General features: G+C 46.2%; 13 protein-coding genes. All 13 read right to left on the bottom strand.

Features of this window, described 5'->3' with window-relative positions; translation table 11 throughout:
- Window positions 1-63 precede the first annotated feature (63 nt).
- The 13 genes from QUB63_RS02015 to QUB63_RS01955 all read right to left on the bottom strand — a co-directional run bounded on the left by QUB63_RS02015 (window position 64) and on the right by QUB63_RS01955 (window position 15,249).
- Window positions 64-1,191 (bottom strand): hypothetical protein, encoded by a 1,128-nt coding sequence (locus QUB63_RS02015; RefSeq protein ID WP_332943096.1) that lies wholly within the window; start codon window positions 1,189-1,191, stop codon window positions 64-66.
- A gap of 175 nt (window positions 1,192-1,366) precedes the next feature.
- On the bottom strand, window positions 1,367-3,301 hold the full coding sequence (locus tag QUB63_RS02010) for a methyltransferase domain-containing protein (RefSeq protein WP_332943095.1): 1,935 nt from the start codon (window positions 3,299-3,301) through the stop codon (window positions 1,367-1,369).
- A gap of 364 nt (window positions 3,302-3,665) precedes the next feature.
- A complete protein-coding gene (locus tag QUB63_RS02005) occupies window positions 3,666-4,298 on the bottom strand; it encodes an SIS domain-containing protein (protein WP_332943094.1) in 633 nt (210 codons plus the stop codon).
- Window positions 4,299-4,340: 42 nt separating this feature from the next.
- Window positions 4,341-4,805 (bottom strand): NUDIX hydrolase, encoded by a 465-nt coding sequence (locus tag QUB63_RS02000; protein ID WP_332943093.1) that lies wholly within the window; start codon window positions 4,803-4,805, stop codon window positions 4,341-4,343.
- Window positions 4,805-5,800, bottom strand: coding sequence for an SDR family oxidoreductase (locus QUB63_RS01995; RefSeq protein ID WP_190656445.1), 996 nt, complete (start codon window positions 5,798-5,800; stop codon window positions 4,805-4,807). The genes QUB63_RS02000 and QUB63_RS01995 overlap by 1 nt, the downstream gene beginning before the upstream one ends.
- A gap of 100 nt (window positions 5,801-5,900) precedes the next feature.
- A complete protein-coding gene (locus QUB63_RS01990; protein WP_332943091.1) occupies window positions 5,901-6,974 on the bottom strand; it encodes a Gfo/Idh/MocA family protein in 1,074 nt (357 codons plus the stop codon).
- A 29-nt stretch (window positions 6,975-7,003) separates the two neighbouring features.
- Window positions 7,004-8,221, bottom strand: coding sequence for a methyltransferase domain-containing protein (locus QUB63_RS01985; protein WP_332943090.1), 1,218 nt, complete (start codon window positions 8,219-8,221; stop codon window positions 7,004-7,006).
- A 128-nt stretch (window positions 8,222-8,349) separates the two neighbouring features.
- The gene (locus QUB63_RS01980) at window positions 8,350-9,351 is read right to left on the bottom strand and encodes an FkbM family methyltransferase (RefSeq protein WP_332943089.1); all 1,002 of its coding nucleotides are present in this window, start codon (window positions 9,349-9,351) and stop codon (window positions 8,350-8,352) included.
- A 111-nt stretch (window positions 9,352-9,462) separates the two neighbouring features.
- Window positions 9,463-9,996, bottom strand: coding sequence for a WbuC family cupin fold metalloprotein (locus QUB63_RS01975; RefSeq protein WP_332943088.1), 534 nt, complete (start codon window positions 9,994-9,996; stop codon window positions 9,463-9,465).
- A 13-nt stretch (window positions 9,997-10,009) separates the two neighbouring features.
- Window positions 10,010-11,212 carry a class I SAM-dependent methyltransferase gene (locus QUB63_RS01970; RefSeq protein WP_332943087.1) on the bottom strand — a complete coding sequence of 401 codons (1,203 nt, stop codon included), beginning with the start codon at window positions 11,210-11,212 and terminating at the stop codon, window positions 10,010-10,012.
- A 17-nt stretch (window positions 11,213-11,229) separates the two neighbouring features.
- Window positions 11,230-12,159: an NAD-dependent epimerase/dehydratase family protein gene (locus QUB63_RS01965; protein ID WP_332943086.1), complete on the bottom strand. Its 930-nt coding sequence runs from the start codon at window positions 12,157-12,159 to the stop codon at window positions 11,230-11,232.
- Window positions 12,160-12,185: 26 nt separating this feature from the next.
- Window positions 12,186-13,427: a class I SAM-dependent methyltransferase gene (locus tag QUB63_RS01960; RefSeq protein WP_332943085.1), complete on the bottom strand. Its 1,242-nt coding sequence runs from the start codon at window positions 13,425-13,427 to the stop codon at window positions 12,186-12,188.
- Between the two features lie 67 nt (window positions 13,428-13,494).
- Entirely contained in the window at window positions 13,495-15,249 is a 1,755-nt protein-coding gene (locus QUB63_RS01955; protein WP_332943084.1) for a TIGR04372 family glycosyltransferase, read from the bottom strand.
- Window positions 15,250-15,255: the final 6 nt, after the last annotated feature.

The raw sequence follows: 15,255 nt of genomic DNA, 5'->3' as shown, positions 1-15,255 counted from the left end.
CACTCACGATCAAGTGCGGTCTTGCGGTATGCAAGTCAACAGCCGCAGCGGTTGCTTAAAATTCTATCTTTGCCGAGCCAGAGCTTGCTCCAGCTCCTTTTGAAGCTGTTGTGCCATCTGTCTCACAGCCAGATATTTGGATTGCAGCCAATCTTTTTCTGCCTGAACTTCCTGCATCAAAGTTTGAATCCGCTTCAATTCCTCCTGAGTTTGGCTTAGTTGCTCTTGCACTCCCTGCAATTGCTCAATTTTCCCTTGCATCAATTGTACAAAAGCGTGAGATTCCTCTAACTCTTCTGAGGAAGTGTGAAGTTGAGCAGCAAGCGTTGAAACCAGGAAAATAAAGTCAGGGGACTGTTCTAATTCTCCTGCTGTTTGGATTTCGGGCTGAGATTTCTCTAATTCTTGCTGTTCCTGATAAAGCATTTCGTAAAATAGAGGGGTAGGCTCTGTATTTAAGTTTAAGTGAAAATCGGCTGACACCTTAGAAAGCTGTATAACAGCGATCGCGTTAGCACAAGGCCAAGGTAAATTGTATTCGACACTGCTAAGTTCGACAGCATTTGATTGCCCCCAAACCATGCGGGGGCTGCTGCTTGTTGTTTCTATATTTATTAGCTTTAAAAAGCTAATTGATATAGCTGTTTGGGGAATGCCATATTTTTCGACTAAAAGAGCCAAATACTCTTGACTGCACTGAATAAACCATCCTGCATCCGTGAGTTTGCCAAAAGGCACTGTAATCAAAGCTTTACCCTCTGTAGCAAGCAGGTCGTATATTTTGGCAATTGCTTTTAGCGGTTCTTCCAGGTCGCGGGACTCTACCGACTGCCCGTAATGACCCGACGGCTCAGCTCCCTGTCCTATATGTTCGACAGTAGAAACTGACACTATAGCGTCGTATTTCTCAGGCGATAAAAAGCTGATTAAGTCTTGATTATCTACCCCGACATCTCTTTCAAATTTATCTATGATTTGTCTTGACTTAATTCCTAGATAGTCGCTGAGGGTGTTTTCATAATGAGAAAGTACATGGCCTACTTCTAGAATCCGTTTTTTACTGTCGAGATTTGCCAGAAAGTCAAAGGCGATCGCCACCTCAACTGCTCTCTCTGATGGATTGTTAAATTGGATTCTATTATAGGATAACTCTTTTCCTTGAAAAACAAACGTATTCTTCCACTCTGTCATCTTTAGTTTTTCACTTCCCAGATAGGTATTTTCATCTTTGCCTCAACTTATAAAAAAGATTGCAGCAATGTGTGAACCGGATACTAGAACTTGCACATTTAATTTCTTTTCCTGCAAGAGCGAGAAAGCGGTTGATTGAGAATCCAACTTTCCCGGAGACTTGCACGACAGATATTCAAATTTTAGATGAGTTTGCCTTGGTAAGGAGGCGGCGCATCAATTGTTTCCACTCTTCTGAGTTCGTCAAGGCATGGCTGTCAAGCTGCCCACCTTTCTCCGAGGAGAAAGTGCTAAAACTCTCTAACCAGTTACTTACTGTTTCAGTTCGCGGTAAAGACGTAAATTTCAAAGATTCCTGCAAGCACTCCCGCATTTTTTTCAAATCGCCGCTGCGATAGGCATACCATCCCTCCCACACTAATAGTCTGTAACGCATTTGACCGTTTCCATTTGCCTGATTAGCAACAGCTTGTTGATATTCAGCTCGCTGCAATTCCCAGTGAACCCGCTCCCCTTGAGCTTGAGAGCGGTCTAACTGTTCCTGAAGCTGGTGCAATTGAGACTGAGATTGCTCGAGTTCTGCAAAAACCGCGTGGTACTGAGACTGCCACTGCTTCATTTCCTGCTGAGTACAGTGTGCAGCAGACATAGCTTGAGACAGTTCCTCTTGAGTGCGGTACTCCTGCGATCGCAAGTTTACCAGCTCGGCTTCCGCACCGTGCAGTTGCCCCTGCAATACCTCGAATTCTCCCAAGCGTTGCTGCAATTCTGCCTGAGTGCGCTCAAAGTCCCCCTGCATCTGGTGCTGTTGCGCCTGGAAGTTGACCGCCTCTAGCTCGGCGGCCTGCAGTTGCCCCTGCAATACCTCCAATTCTTCCTGGCGTTGCTGCAATTCTGCCTGAGTGCGCTCAAAGTCCCCCTGCATCTGGTGCTGTTGCTTCTGGAAGTTGGCCGCCTCTAGCTCGGCGGCCTGCAGTTGCCCCTGCAATACCTCCAATTCTTCCTGGCGTTGCTGCAATTCTGCGTGAGTGCGCTCAAAGTCCTCCTGCATCTGGTGCTGTTGCGCTTGCGACTGTGCCACTTTGGCCTCATTTTGATGCAGCCGCGCCTGCGATCGCTCCACTTCCTCCTGAGTCTGGTACAGTTGCGCTTGAAATTGTACCAATTCTGACTCTTTCTCGTGCAGTTGCGCTTGCGATCGCCCTATTTCTGTTTGAGCCGCGTGCAGTTGCACTTGAGATTGTACCAATTGTGCCTCTTTCTCGTGCAGTTGCCCTTGAGCTTGTCCTAACTCTGTTTGAGTTGCGTGCAGTTGCGCTTGAGATTGTACCCATTGCGCGTATGTGTCGTGCAGTTGCGCTTGCGTTCGCCCTAATTCTGCCTCTGTCTCGCGCAATTTTACTTTGTACTGTTCTGAGTCAACTTTTTCAATAGTTTGCAGGTAATCTCTCGATACCAATAAAAAGTCTTTCAGTCCTAGCGAGTCATAATAAGATAATCTTTCAAACAGTGCTTCCGGTATATTACTTTCTGTCAGCAGGTGCAGCGACGAACCATTTGAGTACAGGTTTAAGCCCAACCTTTCTGCTAAAATACAAAGTGATTTGGGAGTGTAAAAAGAGATGTGCTGCCCTTCGTGAGGCGCATAGTACCACCACTCTTCTGGTTTTGGGTCGCTGTCCGGCAGCAATTCCGTGCTAAATAAGATGTTTTTTGAATACTTTAATATCTCGCTAATTTCAACAATAGGATTGACAAAATGCTCGAATACTTCAAAGGAAGTTGCTACTTCATAAGTTTCTCCCTCTTGTAAATTAGCTTCAAACCCTTGGGCAAATATATTTTCGCAATACTTGTCTTGCCAGAAAAACTTATAGTTGATGTCTCTCATCAGCCGGACAAATAAGCCGTACCCCCCGCCGCAGTCTAGGAAATTTGCCTCCGGGTTAAATAGTTTGGCAATTATATTGCTCGCTACTCTCGATAGCATATAGTTTCTAAACACTAAACCCGCATCGCTGTGGGCTATAGGGCTAGCATAAGCTTCTTCCAGCCAGTAAGGATCTTCTGTTTGAACAAACCTGCAATTGGTACATTGAAAATAAGACACATCATATTTGTTTAAAACTTTTGCCCGGGCAAAGTAAAAGGATTCCGCTTCACAAATTTTGCATTTCATATTTATGCTTCCCTCTAGCAACTGCTTGGCCAACTGTCAGAACACGAACCGGACAATAAATTCTGGATTTTCGTCTTACTTTCTTTACTGCCAATCTCCGCAGTATTTTACCTCATTTTGCGTCTAAACGAGAGATTTTTTCTTAAGCTGAGGCGATCGGGGACTAGACAAAAAATTCTATCTACTTTGCTCAATCCCCAACCCCCGCATTCCCAACTCTTCGACTCGTATGCCAAGCGCGAACAGGCCTACAAACACAACTAAGTTAGCAAGAAGCCCTACCTACACAGCATTTTCACGCTGGGGTCGCAGTTTCCTGTACCAGATCGGCTTCAGGCAGAGCACCTTTCATTAAGCCGTCCAAGATACAGTGACAAATGCAGAGGTGGGTAATTTCAGCAAACCCGTAAGCCATTGTAGGGACGTAGAAATTGAGGTTGCCTAATTGGCGCAGGGGATTATCTGGCTTGAAAGCCGAGAGCGTAATTACGTAACAGCCCATTTGATTCGCTTGATTTGCGCCTGCGAGGATATTAGCAGATTGTCCAGAACTGCTAATGGCAAAGACGATATCTCCCGGCTGAGCAAAGGTAGCGATCGGCTTGCTAAAAACTTGTTCGTAGCCAAAATCATTGCTGATGCAGGTGAGGAGGGCTCCGTCGTTAAAAGCGATCGCCGGAAAACCCCCGTTGCGCCAGTAGTCGATCGCCTGGTGGCTGGCAACTGCTGCACTGCCGCCATTGCCAATAAAAATTACCTTTTTTTGCTGTTGGGTTTGCTGCCGCACTAAGGCAGCAGCCCGACTAATGCCTTCATCAAAAGACAGAGGTTGAGATTGGCGATCGCTGACCTCGAAAGTTTCGCTCAGACTCGCCAACTGGCGGAAATAATCAGTAGCAAAAGCAAGTTGCGACGGTAGTGTTTGCATAGGTACAGAATCTGGATATTGCAAAATAGAACGGGGCGGAACTCACTTGGAAAAAGCCTGCCAAGCTGCTGTGAGTTCAGGGGAGGCGATAGCATCAACAACTTTTGGCAAATTGTGCTGGATGTGAGGAACTGTAGGCAACTGAGCCAACTCCTCAAAGGTAAACAGCCCGAGTGCTTGACCTTCGGTTAATTGTAGCTGGCTGGCGGCTGTTGTCAGAGGCGCACCGTAGATATAGGTGACGCAAGGGGGGTCGGACTCTTCCCACGTCAGCAAGAACTTGAATTCGGGCGGCGTCCAGCCTATTTCTTCTTCAAGTTCCCGCGCGATCGCTTGAATGGGAGTTTCTCCGGGGTCTACAGCCCCCCCAAACAGCCCCCAATAATTGGGGTAATAAATATCAGGTTTGTTGTCTCGCAGTTGCAGCAGCAGGCGAGGCCCCTGATAAATAAACGCCTTGGAAACCTGAATCATCATTGGCGGCGGAGTTTCTCGAGCCACAGACATTATTTTTGTCCCAAACACTCAAACCATTCCTTTGTTGCTTGCTGAATCGAATCAGGCGTCCACACCGGGGCCTCTCGCCACAGATCGATATTTGCCAGCATTTGCGATACCCCCTCTGGAAAAGAAACCTGTGGCTGCCATTTCAGTAGGGTTTTCGCTTTAGTAATGTCTCCCCAGGTACAGTCAGGTTCTCCGGGACGCTTGGGGATGTGGACGATTGGCCCTCCTAATAGTTCCACTAAAGTCAGGACGCTTTGAGGCTGGCCGGAGCAAATATTGATGATTTCACCCGCCAAATCTGACTCCGCAGCTTTCACAAAGCCTTCTACAACGTCGCTGACAAAGGTAAAGTCCCTGGTTTGGGTGCCGTCTCCGACCAAAGTAAAAGGTTTTCCCGATAATTTCTGAGCTAAAAAGACACCAAAAACAGCGCCGTAAGCCCCAGTAGTTCTAGAACGCGGGCCGTAGACGTTAAACAGCCGCAGGGATAGGGCCGGCAGTTTGTAGACCTTCGCCCAGTGAAGCACGAGTTGCTCTCCTAGATACTTAGTGAGAGCGTAGGGGTGTTCGGGAGAACAGGGATAAGTTTCCGGGGTGGGGTACTGGTCCGGGATGCCGTAGCAAGTCGAGGAAGCAGTGTAAATGAAGCGCTGGACTCGGGCGCTGCGGCAGGCTTCTAACAAGGCAAAGGTGCTTTGGACGTTGGCGTGGTAGTATTTGCCGGGGTCCTCAATGGACGGTACTAAATCGGCCAATCCCGCTAAGTGAAATACCCAGTCGATGCCTTCTAGGGTAGAGGGAGCGATGTCGGCTAAATCTTGTTCGAGAAAGGTAAAGTCGCCGTAGGTTTTGGCTGTTGCTAAGTTGGCTGTGCGACCTGTAATCAAGCTGTCCAAGCCAGTTACAGAGTGACCTAGAGCCAGGAGGCGATCGCAGAGGTGGCTGCCGATAAAGCCGGCCGCACCCGTAACTAAGCAGCGTTTTGAAGTTGTCATTAATCCTCCGGTTCTAATTCCTCGCCGAGAAATATTGTCCACAACATCTTACAGAATTACTGCCACAAAGCCTAGCAGCTTTAGCCGGCGAATCTAAAAATTAACCTTTGCTAATTTGCTGCCGCCACATTTCCTCAACTAAACGCATATCTTCTAAAGCATCTGCACCGCTAGCGATCGGTTCTAAGCCTTCCCGAACGTCTCTGACAAAAGCCTCTGCCTGACGGCGAAAAGCCCAAGTCCACCCGCACAGGGGAGTGTAAACCTCGTGCAATACATCTTTGCCCTTATACAGTTCTACTTTTGCCGGTACATTTCTCAACATTCCCGGCGGATGTTCGATGCGAAGGCGCCCGCGAGTAAAATATATTTCTGTGACTTCATCCCAACCCCGGTAGGTTAAACTACCTGCTTCTAAAACGGCGGTGTAACTGCCGAAGTCTAGGACAGCTACTTGTCCGTCGCTTTGTTTAAATTCGACGAATTTTACTTCAGGAGTGCGGCCTAAAAGATAGCGCAGCAGGTTGATGTTGTGGCAGTAAACGTTGAGAAACCGCGCATATTTCTGTTTGTACTCGTTCGGCATCCAGTCAGGAGCGATCGCCCACTCTGGACTGGATTCCGAAGTTTTTTCATCGGTGATAATTTGACCGTCAATATTGCAGTAAAATTCTCCCGTAAAGCAGTGAGATCGAACAAAAGTAACTTCGCCTAGTTCTCCAGTCTGCAACAGTTCATCTACAATTTTTTTTGCTGTTTGGACACCTTCATCGTGGCGTTTCATGTAACCCACGGCATAGTGAACTCCTCTATCGCGAGCTGCTTTTACTAAAATTTTTGCTTGTTCTACTGTTGCCGCCATCGGTTTTTCTGTAATGATATGCTTGCCGGTATTCAAGCAATCTAGGGCGATCGGGCCGATTTTCGGGCGTGAGGTGGCTACTGCCACAGCGTCAACTTCAGCGTCGCCCAGCAGTTCTTCGTGGCTTGAATAAGTGCGGGGAATGCCGTAACGTTCTGCGACCAGGCGGCGGCGTTCCGGTTTGTGTTCTGCGATCGCTGCAATTCGACACCCGTCAATCGCTGCATAATTGGCTGCGTGAGCTAACTGTCCCATCAGTCCCGCACCCACAATGCCGATATTTACAGTAGAAGTTTTTGGCTCGGAAGACATACATTTTAGATGATTTGACGGCGGTAATTCTAAATACTAACTGGCTTTTTTTTGAACACAGCAAAGTGATATTGCACTCCCCAATTTTTGATAAAAACAGCATCTGAGTTGCAGAAATCTGTTAAAGCTTGTACGTCGGCAGCAGCCAGCAAATCAAAAATTCTGTCAATACTTCCTATCAGTTGAATTGCCTCCTGCTTCTCTGCTTCTGAATCTGCCAGTACATCGCCCTCGCTCAACAATTTTTGAATCTGCTGCAAATCTTCTCGCACTTGTTGAACTACGCTCGCATCAAAATCATCAATCAATCTGTCAATCGAAGTTACTATCCTGTTAACTACATCGCTAACTGCCTTAACTTCATCTGGCGATTGAGCAAACAAAAATAACTTCTTGCCAAAAGCAAAGCTCAGGCTACTTCTCGCAATAAAATCTAAATTGTTTGCTAGCTGTTCTTCTGACGACAGCTCTTTTTTGTGCCAGTAAATGCTTAAAGTATCGCTGTAGTTAGGCCACGAAGAATACAGCGAAAACCCTGCTGACGATAACTTGCAGCACAACTCACTGGCATTCAAGAAATACTCATATCTCACAAATGGATTGTTCAAGACATCCATCACCCAAGATTCAAATGCCCGCGTGTGAGGGATGGAGTTCCATTTGGATTGAAATAGTCTCCAGGCATTTTCTTGGGAATCTAAACCTGTTAAAGCTTTAGTTCTAGCGTGAATTACTTTCAATATTAGTTCTAGAAAAGAAGCCGTCGATTCGTAGTAGTTAATTACACAAAATCCGCTGTCATTTAAGAGACGGCTAAAAAGTTCAATCCAGGTTGATTCGGGACGGACTGTATAGATGAAACCTTCAGCAATAACTAGATCGTATTTTTCTTGAGACTCAAACTGGGCAACATCAACTTCAACTAAAGATTCCAATTTGTCTTTCAAATTGAACTTGTCAAAGTACGCTAATATTTGAGGGCGAGCGTTGGGGTTCGGTTCAACTAAAGTCAGGCTGGCTCCCCAACGGGCAAATACCAGTGAATTCTCGCCTGAATCAGGTCCAAATTCGACTGTAGTGGCTCCTTTAAATACTTGTACGGGCAAGTGCAGTTTGTCGCAAAATATATGGGTTCTTTGGCGATCGTAGCGCTCTAGTTGTTCGATAGTTGTGAACCGAGCAAATGTGGGCAAAATACTTTGCTGTTCGTAATAGACATACATTTTGTCAGTTTTCTGTGCAGTCATTGTGAATAAATTCCTTGGTAAATATTTATGAAATTGCTACAAGCAGGTAAGCATAACTAAACAACATATCTGGCGAGCGAAAAACGAGTCTTCAGCCGACTTGATTATTTTTGCTGAACTGCTTATTTTTAATCAAGGTAATCTTTAATTTTAGCAAGGATAGGTATGGAATCTAAACCGTGCTCGGTCGCGAATGAAGTTTGAGCTAGACTTTCGACAATACTATTAGCACAATTATAGTTTTTGTCTTCTCCATACCTTCTAGTTAATTCCACTAATAATTCCAGAGCGTAATCTGGAAAATTGAGCATATCAGCAATGCAAGCGAGTTTCAGGATTCTATCCGGTGTCGTCAAATGCCTATTTTTGTCGTGTTCCATCAAATCCCGAAACCAAAAAGCTTCGCAAGCAAAGAATAACTGGCCGCGGTGCTCTTTCGACAATATCGGAATGCCTCTGCGTTTACCGCGAGCTATATAGGATAGATCGAATAATGTAAAACCATTCTGTCTCCTAAGGTAGACATCTATATCTCCAAACAAAGGTTGATTCTCGTACAATTCAATAAACATAGTTTCAGCTACGACAGCTAGGATGCCGCTCTTCATAAGATTTGAGGCGCCTTCTAAAACATTCAGCTCTCCTCCTTGAACATCCATCATGATGATGTCTATTTCTTGAGGGTCTATTTTTCCAAAGAAATCATCAAGACTTATTGTTTCAATGTCTTCTATAGAATAAGTGGTGAAAGAACCTTCTGTGGTACTAAATTCCCACATTCCGCTCTCTTCTTGATATGAACTAAATCGCTCCCTCATGGATAGTTTAGGAGGATAGAGGGACGACCCGCAGGGATTTCTTGAGACGTATAGCTTCTGCTTTCCTGATGAATCCCAAATGGCCATTGGAATGTGCTTTTCAGTCCAATTTACATTTTTTGCTGCCAAATTAGCATTCAACATATCGCAGGCCGTTCGATCTGCATCAAAGCCATAAATGGTTAGATTTGGCGCAAATATTTCCCATCCTTTCCCGGCTAAATTCTCGTCGCGAGAACCCACAAAGCAAACAGTTATGTGAATTCGATCTAAATGACCGCTTTTCTTTAAATTTTGCAAAAACACTGACATTTTCACCTTCCTATCGATCGACTATTTAAAGCAGGAATCTTGGGCGGTATCATCTGATTTTACCATACAGCCAGTTGGTTAGATTCTCTGCCACCTTTACTATACCGAAGGTTAGTGCAAGTAGCTGACTGTACCCAGTTGTTTGGTTAAACTTTCCATAAAAGTCCTTACACCATTTGTGTCTTCCTCGCTAGGAGACCAGGAAGCAAATACTGTTTCGCTTCTGTTAAAAGGGCCGCTGGTTGTTTCGTGGAATACTAAAAACTCCGAATAAATCAGCAGCGTGTGATAGTAAGGCTCTGAAAGCCGATAGTAAAATTGCTTGCCCGATCTAAAATCCCCCATTTCAATTGCTTCGACTATGCTGCCTGCTTCGTTAAAAATGATTACGTCAGCACAGCCTTCTATTATGTGAAATGATTCGCTTTTATTCAAGTGTTTGTGCGGTCTGACGTAAGTATCTTTAGCGTGAACTATCAGCATTTCGTGCAGTTTGTCGTCAACTCCTTTGTGCGAACACAATCTAATCCGTTGGCGGATATTGTGTTGAGACATTTCTTTTAATGATTCTATGTCTTGTTGGTTCACTTTGACGATGGGTTCGTCAGCGTACAGCACTTCTTTGTTGAATTCTTTAGTCCGCATGGTTTGATTCCACTTAAATTTTTAAGGCGAGTTTGCTAGCAGGAAAAATTGACGCAAATGTTCCTCCTTTTTCCAGAAAAGCTTGATTGTTTTGCAAAACTTTGGTTTCGCTGTCGGGACTGAGACTTAGCAGGCACAGTTTGATGTCATTTTCTAGCAAAGCAGCAGAATTGTAAATTGGCAGTCGCGAACTGGGCATGAACAGTCCTTGTTTGTTGGGGTTGTCGTCGGCGACAAATTCAAAGTAGCCGTCTAACTCTAAGAAGGTGATAAAGGCACAGCAGAGATGTCCAGCACCCATCAATGCAATTTTACCTTGATTCTGTCGGTATTCTGAGAAAAAGTTTTTCAATTTTTGCTGCTGTGCGGATAATCCCCGAGCGAAATCAGTAAATCTGCTTTTTTCACTCTCTAAAATGCTGTCTGAAGGGAAAGTTGGAGTTACTGATTTTTGGCACTGTCCGATGCCGACGAGGGAATTTTCAAAGGGGTAAGGAAAGCTGTCAAAATGAATTAGGGAGAGTCCGCTAAAACTGAAACTGTTGCGGAAAGTTTCTGGAGTGAAGTAAATTATGTGTTCTTCCCAGATAGTGGTGTAGTCGCATTTGGCAAGCGATCGCTCGCAGTCGGGTACTTCTAATACAATATACCCTTCTGGTGTTGCCAGTTCTTTGAGTGCTGCTGCGAAGTCTAGCGTATCATAGGCGTGTTCGAGAATGTGTCTAGCTATGATGATATCCGCTTTGCCGCGAGTCTGGGCGATCGATGCGGCTGTTTCCCGTGTTAAATGCGACTGAATTGTTTCTACTCCCGAACGGCGATCGCCTATTCCCAGATCTATTTCGGGGTCAAGCCGCCAGGTATTTTTAAATCCCAGTTTCTGCATTCTTTCTAACAGCGGATCGTCTTTAAAGCTGATTCCGCCGATCGCAGCATCTCGATTAATTCCCGGCAGTTTGCTGATTGTATCTGCTAGGGTGTCGAGGTGCGCTTCCGGTTCTCGGTAGGTAATCCAATCGTAAAGCGGTTTGAGTTCTTCGGCTGGCACGGGACGGCTGATTTGAACCAGTCCGCAAGCGCTGCATTGGCCGACTACTATAGGGTGACTGTACTCTTCTGCGGTTGGGGAATCAAGAAAGCGGTTGCTAATTGGCTGCATTCCTAAATCCAGCAATTCTACCACTTCTTTCCTTCCGCAAATATGGCAAGCATTCATCGAATTTTCTCCTCCTTTTAATAGGTATTTTCTAACTTCATTTGCTCTAATTCAGATAGGTAGGTTTGTCGCATTCCCTCTGCCAAATTCGTAAAACTGATGTTTGGCAAAAGTTTAGCTAAATGGGAAGTCTCAAATTTATGATCTACCTTTTCTTTGGTTCTGGGGCGCGAAGTTACTGGAATTTTTGACTGCACTAACTCTTCGATAATTCCTAGGGCTTCAACATAAGTATAACTCCTGCCGCTGGCGATATTGAAAACTCCTTCGCAATCAGCCACAGCTAATTCATGCAAAATTTTTACTGTGTCTTCTACAAAGACAAATTCCCGCAGTTCCGTACCATCTCCCCAAAGTGTAATTTGTTCTTGATTCAGGGCAGCTTTGATGAAGCCGCAAGGGCCGTAAGAATAAGAGCGATCGCCCGCACCGTAAACTAAGGCCGGACGCGCGATCGCTAGCGCTGTTTTGCCCTGTCCTTCTACCGTTTTGCGAAACAAACATTCAGCGGCGTATTTTGCTGTTCCGTAATAGGTACGCGGTTGAATTGGGGTTTCTTCGGTAATTTTGGTGTTGTGGATGTCCTCACCGTAAACTGCGGCCGAACTGATAAAAACTAAGCGTTTTGCAGGATGGCTTTGCAGCAGGTGGCACATATTAACAGCCATCTGAATGTTTTGCGAAAAAGCATCTACAGTGTCTCCCAACTGTTTCTTAATTGCAGAACACATCACGACTGCTGTTTGCAAGTCTAAAAATTCTGCTATAGAGAAAGTATCTTCCGCTTTGGTGAGGTCGAAATCGGGGAAGGAACGGCCAACAATTTCTATTTCCGGCGATCGCTGGCGGAAAAATCTTTCTAAATGACCTCCGATAAATCCGGTATTGCCGAGAATAATGACTCGCCGAATATCGCTGGGAGTGACTGGGTTAGTGGGTGCAGGCATCTTGCTTTTCCTGAATAGTTAAAGTTTTAAATTACAGAAATTTCTGGCAAAGGCAAGATAAAATGTCCTCCCTGATTTAGGTAAGCTTGATGCTTTTTCATAATGGGTTCAGCGTATCTCCAAGCGAGTATAACTACACAGTCAGGTTTGCGATCGTACAGGGCTTGCGATGGCAATACTGGAATGTGGTGTCCGGGAGTAAATAAGTTATGTCGGACTGGATTGTCGTCTACGAGAAAACTCAGCAAATCGTTAAGCTCAAAGTGATAAAGTAGGGTAGTGACACCTACAGAAGCGCCGTAGCCTGCTACTGTTTTTCCTTGTGCTTTCATGTCGCGCAGCAAGGCGAGAAGCTGCTGTTTGAGGGTGTCAATTTTAGCAGCATAAGCTTTGTAAATTTCCGGGCGATCGCACCCTTGACTTGTCTCTGAATCTATCATGTTGGTGACAGACGGCGACACTTGTCTCGCGCCGCCTGCTAGCTGTACAGTACCACGCAGGGAACCGCCTTTGGAAGTTATGCGTTCGATATCTATCAATTCCATATTGTGGCTGCGAAAGAATGTTGCCAGCGGTTTGACTGAGAAGTAACTCAGGTGTTCGTGATAAATAGTGTCGAAAAGATTCTGGTCGATTAAATCGAAGCCGTAGCCTGTTTCAAATACAAATACGCCGTCAGGGGCTAACAAGTGACGAATCCCCTCCATCATATCAGTCAAGTCGTCAATATTAGCAAATACGTTGTTGGCAGTGATGACAGATGCCGCGCCGCGATCGTTTTTAATCTCCTGCGCTAATTCGGCGCTAAAGAAGGTAGGCAGCGTTTCAACACCTGATTCTGTAGCTTTTTGAGCGATGTGGCGCGCTGGTTCCACTCCCAAGACGCGCATTCCTCGTTCTTGGAAGTGCCTCAGCAGGGTGCCGTCGTTGCTGCCAATATCGATCGCGATCGCCCCGGCTGCTGGTTTTACCCTCTCTACCACTGTATCTGCGTATTTGCGGAAGTGTTCGACTAAACCCAAAGAAATGGAGGTGGTGTAGATGTATTTGCCGTATAGCACTTCCGGGTCAACTACGTCAAGCAGTTGCAAGAGGCCGCAACTGCGACACAAATAAAGGTCTAGCGGATAAGTTTCTTGGTGTTCGTCGAGGTATTCGCTCGAAACGTAGCGATCGCCCGGTGGCGTTGCTGCTACGGGCACGGCGAGTTCTACATCAGTTGCACCGCAAAGGCGGCAAGTGCTGCGCCGGAAAGATGATTTGCTCATGTTGGGCTGTTTGGGAATTTGACGAAAGGCTCAAGTTTCTTATTAAATCAGTTGACGTACCAATTACTCAATCTGGCAACAAATAAGCGTACTTTCGCAAAAAGTCCCGCCCCATCCGGTTGCAAAATTCGTAAGCTTGATAAGTAGGCGACAGTGCATTCAACCTCTGTAGCAAAGCTTCATCTTCTGCGGTGAAACAGCTTTTGCCATCCAGCAAATCCAGCATTTCCACTACCGCGTCCTTGATTTCCTCTGGCGTATTGTCCACCATCTGAATGCCCGCTGGGTCTAGCTGATGCGTGTAAGTTGCCCCATCAACGGGCGGTTGCAGGTGTTCTGCAAAAGTCAGATAGCGCTGCTGTTCCACCGACCAAGCTAGTTTGGGAATAAACAAGCTGTGTTTGCCACAAACCAGCCAGAAAGCGTGGGACATCGGTACCGAGTTGGTCATCACTGCGGGCACGCCAAAGGTGGGCGGTATGTGAATTGGCCCGGAGGTAGTACCGAGGAACAAGCGGCACTCTGCCCACAGAAATACGTCCATCCAGTCGCTTCTTTTGTCGCACAGAGCGTAATCGATCGCGTGTTCTGTTGCTGGCAAAGGTTTCATAGAGGGGTCGCCCGTGCGTATCACCCACCCGCCCCGCGCCGCAATGGTGTCGATCGCTAATAAGTACGTATCGATATCGGCGTTGCGGGGCGCACCCCGTCCTTGTTGATTGTAAAAGCCGTCTTCGCGAACGTGAAGGCTAACAAACCAAGCATCTTTGGGGACACCGAGTTCTTGGAGGCAACGCCAGCCTTGTTCCCGGTGAGTATTTGACAGGGTGAGTAGGGGCGGACGGTTCTCTGCTTCCCACTGTTTTTCAACTGGTACGTTAGGACGACAAAACCGCTGACCGTTAGGGAGAGATACTGATGTCTTGCGACCCCAATCTATGTCTCTAAGTTCTTGTTTGTTCGCTAGTGGGGAGAGCAAGCTGATTAAGTGGGGGTCGCAAATAAATTTGATCGGGCCTTGTTGACGCCAGTAATTGAGGTAACAGGGATTAGCAACTTTACTCTCTGCCAAAATACAACAGTAATTTGGTATCCAGCCCAGGCTTACCATTTTGGCGTAAATCTCCAAATTTCTCAAGTGACCGATCGCCTGAACCCAAGTTTCTGACACAAATCGAATGCCCGATTTAGCTAACGGGTGATTTCCCCTGAATTGCGACAGTCCCTTTGCTGAAATTTCGCGGTTACTCTGCGACTCGTGAGGCTGCCACTGCATGAATGCAACTGCCAACTCAATTTTCTGTTGCAGTTCTGGCCAGTCTGGTTTGAGAAAAAGCGCCCGCAGCCAACAAGCCATTGCTTCATCCATTTGCCAAACCCCGCAGTTTAGCTTTTCCAGGGCGTTTCCCATCGAGAAATACGCTTTTGCCCAGTCTGGTTTGAGGGCAACGGCGCGACGGTAAGCTGCGATCGCCTCCTCTACGCGATTGAGTTTTACCAAAGTTTCACCTAGCTGGTAATGAGAATTTTCGCATTCTGGGTTGAGTTCAATAGCGCGACGGTAAGCTGCGATCGCCTCCTCTACGCGATTGAGTTTTGCCAAAGTTTCCCCTAGCTGGTAATGAGAACTCCCGCATTCTGGGTTGAGTTCAAGGGAAATGGTATAAGCAACCGCAGCTTCATCAAGAGCCCCTACTTCTACTAAAGCATCTCCTAGCTTTTGGTAAAGCCCCTCCAGCGCCCTTCGGCAAGCAGCAACAGCTCCCTCAAATTTGCCTTCTTCAAGATAATTGCTGGCATCATTGAGATGTTTAACGCTCATTTAAAC

The organism is Microcoleus sp. ARI1-B5 (genome assembly GCF_036705795.1).
GTDB lineage: Bacteria > Cyanobacteriota > Cyanobacteriia > Cyanobacteriales > Microcoleaceae > Microcoleus.
This window is presented reverse-complemented; position numbering and strand designations above follow the sequence as displayed.